We start from the raw sequence: 5,530 nt of genomic DNA, 5'->3' as shown, positions 1-5,530 counted from the left end.
AAGTTAAGCTCTCTAGCGCTGATGGTACTTGGTGGGAAACTGCCTGGGAGAGTAGGACGTAGCCACGTAATTTTTTTATTTGTCATATTGATTTAAAGTTTAAAATAAAATTCTAGATTAATATAAGAAATAAAATAAAAACCTATTGATATGAAAATCAATAGGTTTTTATTTTATTTAAGTTTTTAATTACGATGTTAAATATATTATATAGATACACAATCTATTAATTATCATCTAATATCTTATATTTAAAAATTGTTTGATTAAAATTATTATGCCATTATCTTAGATACAAATTCTTTTAATTTATCTAATCCAGCCAAGAAAGTATTTTCATTACAAGCATAAGATATACGAATATATTTATCCATACCAAATGCTATTCCAGGAACAACTGCTACATTGTATTCTTCTAAAAATTGATTACAAAATTCTATAGAAAAACTATCTTTGTATTTAAACTTTTCAGCTATCTTAGAAAGGTCTATAAAAGCATAAAATGCACCATCTGGATTTACATACTCTACATTTTCGATAGAATCTAATTTAGATGTGATTAAATCTCTTCTAGATTTATATGTTTTAACCATATCATATATATCAGTCGAGCAATCTTTTAAAGCTCCACATGCTATGTATTGTGATGTTAAGCTTGGATGTGATATAAGATGTCCTTGTATAGAGCTCATTGCTTTAGCGATGGTTTTATTAGAAGCAGTATAGCCCAATCTTAATCCAGTCATAGCAACTGATTTAGAAAAACCATTTACAGTTATAGTTATATCTTTTGCTTCTTCACTTAATGAAGCAACTGATGTGAAATTTCCAGTGTAACAGATTTTTTCATATATTTCATCTGCCAAAATATATATTTTATTCTGTATACATACTTTTACAATTTCAATCAACTCATCTCTTGTATAGACACTACCAGTAGGATTTGAAGGATTATTTATTACAAGAATTTTTGTTTTGCTTGTTATAGATTTTTCAAGTTCTTCTTTTGTTAATTTGAATCCATTTTCTTTTTTAGTGTCAATAAAAACTGGAACAGCATTAACTAATTTAACCATTTCAGGATAACTAACCCAATATGGTTTTGGCAATAACACTTCATCTCCCTCATCTGTTAACGCTAGCAAAGTGTTTGTTATAGAATTTTTAGCTCCACTTGATATAACTATTTCATCTATTGAATATCTACAGTTATTTTCTTCCATAAGTTTTTTACAGATTTCTTCTCTAAGCATTTTCAATCCAGGAACTAAATCATATTTAGTACAATCTTTATTTAAAGAGTCAATTCCATAAGATTTTGCAACATTAGGTACATTGAAATCAGGCTCTCCTATACTAAGGTTGATTATTTTAATTCCGTCACTTTCCATTTCTTTAACTTTTGAACTAATACCTATTGTATAGGATGGAGTTATAAAGTTTAGTCTTTTTGATAACATAAAATGCCCCCTTTTAAATTATTATTTATATTATACGACAAATTTGAAAAATGTACATAAGGAAATTTGTAGATATATATATTAATACATATGAAAATAAGTATTTTTTGCCTAAAATTAGTGTAAAAAAAAGAGAAAAAAGTTTTGACTTCCAAAGTTGTTACAAACGCTGATGTTCAAAATATCTACATAGTATTTGCAATGATTTGCGTTAGTTTGACTATTATGTACAAATTTGGTAATCTTAATATAGTAATTATTAAGATAATCCCTTTAACTTAGTTGAAGGGGATTTTTTTAGACTTAATATACTACATATAGTGGTATGTAGATTAATAAAATACAATATATAGTAATAGGAGGTTTTTTTAATTGGTTGAGTTTGTAAAAAAGAGAGATGGAAGAGTGATTCCATTTAATGAAGATAGAATAACAAGAGCTATATTTTTAGCAGCAACAAATGTTGCAGAAAGAGAAGGTATTGTACCTGATTATAAGTTATCTGAGCAACTAACTCAAGAAGTAATAAAGTTGCTAAATCATAAATATTCTGAATCAGTTCCAAGTGTTGAAGACATACAAAATTCTGTAGTTAAGGTTCTTATAGAAACAGGTCATGCAAAAACTAGTGAAGAGTACATAGTATATAGAACTGAAAGAAGTAGAATAAGAAATTCAAAAACAAGATTAATGAAGGCAATAGAGGAAATTACTTTTGAGGATGCAGAAGATGCTGATATAAAAAGAGAAAATGCAAATATCAATGGTAATACAGCTATGGGAACAATGTTACAATATGGAAGTACTGTATCCAAAGAATTTTGTAAGACTCATATATTAAAGCCAGAACATTCTTTCGCACATGATAATGGAGATATACATATACATGATATGGACTTTTTAAATATGGGAACATTAACTTGTTGTCAGATAGATGTTAAAAAACTATTTGAGGATGGTTTTTCAACTGGTCATGGTTTCTTAAGAGAACCACAAGATATAATGAGTTATGGAGCTTTAGCTGCAATTGCGATACAAAGTAATCAAAATGATCAACATGGAGGTCAAAGTATACCATTTTTCGATTATGGTTTGTCTGAAGGTGTGTATAAGACATTTAAAAAATTCTACATAGGAAACTTAGCTAAAGCATTAAAATTGTTTAAAGGAATTGAAAATAATGAAGCAATAAAGGACATAGTATATAGAACAGAGAAAGAAACAAATAAAAAAGTTGGTCTTAAAAAAGATGAACTGTATTTAAACTCTGAAAAAGAAAAACTAAGAGAAACATTTAACATTGATGAAGAACTTATAAAGAACATGCAAAACTTTGCATTTGAAGAGTCATATAAAGAAACTGATAAAAAGACATATCAATCTATGGAAGCATTTATACATAACTTAAATACAATGCATTCTAGAGCAGGTGCACAAGTACCATTTTCAAGTGTAAATTTTGGAACAGATATTTCTGAAGAAGGAAGAATGGTAACTAAGAATCTATTATTATCACAAGAAAGAGGCTTAGGTAATGGAGAGACACCAATTTTCCCAATATTGATATTTAAGGTCAAAGAAGGTGTAAATTTAAATCCTGAAGATCCTAATTATGATTTATTTAAGTTATCATGCAGGGTATCAGCTAAAAGATTATTTCCTAACTTTAGCTTTTTAGATGCTCCTTTTAATGCTAAATATTATAAAGCAGGAGATCCAGATACAGAAGCTACATATATGGGTTGTAGAACAAGAGTACTTAGTAATGTATGTGGACCAGAAACAGTTAGTGGCAGAGGAAATATATCTTTTACTACTGTCAATCTTCCAAGATTAGGTATAAAACATGGAATTATAAAAAATGATAAAACTAATTTAGATGAGTTTTTTAAAGAACTAGATGAGAAATTGGACCTAATTATAGAACAATTATTAGAGCGTCTTGAAGTTCAAGGAAATAAAAAAATGAAAAACTTCCCATTTTTAATGGGGCAAGGTGTATGGAAAGATTCTGATGATTTGGGACCAGAAGACACATTAAAAGAAGTAATAAAGCAAGGAACATTGACTATTGGGTTTATAGGTTTAGCAGAATGTCTTATTGCTCTTACAGGTAAACATCATGGAGAAAGTAAGGAAGCACAAGAGTTAGGACTAAAAATAGTGTCATATATGAGACATAAAATGGATGAAGCTACAGACAAATATAAATTAAATTTCTCTTTGATGGGTACTCCAGCAGAAGGTCTTTCAGGAAGATTTACTAAAATAGACAAGAAAGTATATGGAGAAATTAAAGGTATTACAGATAAAGAGTATTATACTAATTCATTCCATGTTCCAGTTTATTATAATATAAGTGCATATAGCAAAATTGAGATAGAAGCTCCATATCATGAATTTACTAATGCAGGTCATATAACATATGTAGAACTAGATGGAGATCCATCTGATAACTTAGAAGCTTTTGAAACTGTCATAAAAGCAATGAAAGATTTGGGTATAGGATACGGAAGTATAAATCATCCTGTGGATAGAGACCCTATATGTGGTTTCTCGGGAGTAATAGCAAGTAATATATGTCCTGTATGTGGAAGAAATGAAGATGAAAGTGATATTAAATTTGAAAGAATAAGACGAATAACAGGATATTTAGTTGGTACAGTTGACAGATTTAATAATGCAAAAAAAGCTGAAGTTAAAGATAGGGTAAAACATAGATAGTTTTATTTGGAGGAATAAGTTATGAAGATAAGAATGTCATCTACTATAAGTCATGACAGTATAGTTGATGGACCAGGGTTAAGAATGGTAATATGGACTCAAGGATGTGTTCATAATTGTAAAGGATGTCATAATCCTCAAACACATAATTTATGTGGTGGCTTTTATATGGATACAAAAGAAATTATAAATGAGATAAAGTCACTAAAATTACAAAAGGGTATTACACTATCAGGTGGAGAGCCATTTTTACAACCAGAACCATTAGAAGAAATAGCAAAAGAAGCTAAAAAGACTGGATTAGATGTATGGTCCTATACAGGATTTACATTTGAACAACTACTAGATAAAAAAAATAGTGCATATTTCAAAAACTTGAACCTATTAAAGCAGATTGATGTTTTAGTAGACGGAAGATTTATAGATGAAAAAAAAGATATAAGTTTAAAATTTAGAGGTTCATCAAATCAAAGAATAATTGATGTTCAGAAGAGCCTAAAGTATAAAAAAGTGTTTTTAATTGAGCAGTATATGAAAGACGATTTATCTATAGCAGAATAGAACGTAAATAGACGAAGGTAAATATAAAAATATATTTACCTTCGTCTATTTTTATGTAAAAAGTTTTTGTTTAATTACGTGTTATATAAAATGTAATTATATTAGATTAACTGTTATAGCTTTGGTTTTATAATATATTAGTTTGTTTTAATGTATATTCTTTTTAGATAGAGTTTCAAAAATTAAAAATTGTTTAATCGATTCTCGGCTAGGAAACTAAGATATTTAGTTAGATTGTGAGCGTTTTAGTTAATCTACAAATTTATGAAGTAAATATTAAGGTATTGATAAATACTTTAATAAAATTATATGCTTGTGTACTATTATTACTACTAATATTATTATTAATATTTTTGAGATAAAATAATGCTGCTACTAAAGTAAGCATTTTCAACTAAAGTTTTCAAGTTGTAAACATATTTTATCATATAAATAAGCAGACTAATGAGAAATGATTATACATATGGATTTATCTTTATTCAAAAAATAATAAATTATGTAATATGTGGATAAATATGTTTATAATGTGGATAATATTTAATATAATAAGTTAAAACAATATGAATCAGTTGTTTATAATGTGGATAATATTACAATAGAGAGGTAAAGTGGTAATTTAAAAATAAAAAATGTAAAAAAAGTTGTTGACTCTAAAAGAAAAAGTTGGTATAGTAATACTTGTCCTCAAGAAAAGGGCATAAACATAAAGAACTTTGAAAATTAAACAGTAGGTTAATTTATAAAACAAGAAACAAACCATAAAGCCAGATATTTTGATAACAATA

General features: G+C 27.6%; 3 protein-coding genes. 2 read left to right on the top strand and 1 reads right to left on the bottom strand.

All coding sequences use genetic code 11. The annotated features are described in order from the left end of the window. Nucleotides 1-275: 275 nt before the first annotated feature. A complete protein-coding gene (locus KGF52_RS20065) occupies nucleotides 276-1,460 on the bottom strand; it encodes a pyridoxal phosphate-dependent aminotransferase (protein WP_227841398.1) in 1,185 nt (394 codons plus the stop codon). Between the two features lie 372 nt (nucleotides 1,461-1,832). Between KGF52_RS20065 and KGF52_RS20060 the strand changes: the two genes are divergently transcribed. Beyond that, complete coding sequence (locus KGF52_RS20060) at nucleotides 1,833-4,184, top strand: anaerobic ribonucleoside triphosphate reductase (RefSeq protein ID WP_227841397.1); 2,352 nt, start codon at nucleotides 1,833-1,835, stop codon at nucleotides 4,182-4,184. Nucleotides 4,185-4,205: 21 nt separating this feature from the next. Further along, nucleotides 4,206-4,745 (top strand): anaerobic ribonucleoside-triphosphate reductase activating protein, encoded by a 540-nt coding sequence (nrdG, locus tag KGF52_RS20055; RefSeq protein ID WP_227830474.1) that lies wholly within the window; start codon nucleotides 4,206-4,208, stop codon nucleotides 4,743-4,745. Nucleotides 4,746-5,530 lie beyond the last annotated feature (785 nt).

It is taken from the genome of Clostridioides sp. ZZV15-6597 (assembly GCF_020657815.1).
In the GTDB taxonomy this organism is placed as follows: Bacteria; Bacillota; Clostridia; order Peptostreptococcales; family Peptostreptococcaceae; genus Clostridioides.
This window is presented reverse-complemented; position numbering and strand designations above follow the sequence as displayed.

Excerpts from the sequence above, each read along its gene's own strand:
- KGF52_RS20065 (WP_227841398.1), bottom strand. The coding sequence starts at position 1,460 with ATGTTATCAAAAAGACTAAACTTTATAACTCCATCCTATACAATAGGT.
- nrdG (WP_227830474.1), top strand. The coding sequence starts at position 4,206 with ATGAAGATAAGAATGTCATCTACTATAAGTCATGACAGTATAGTTGAT.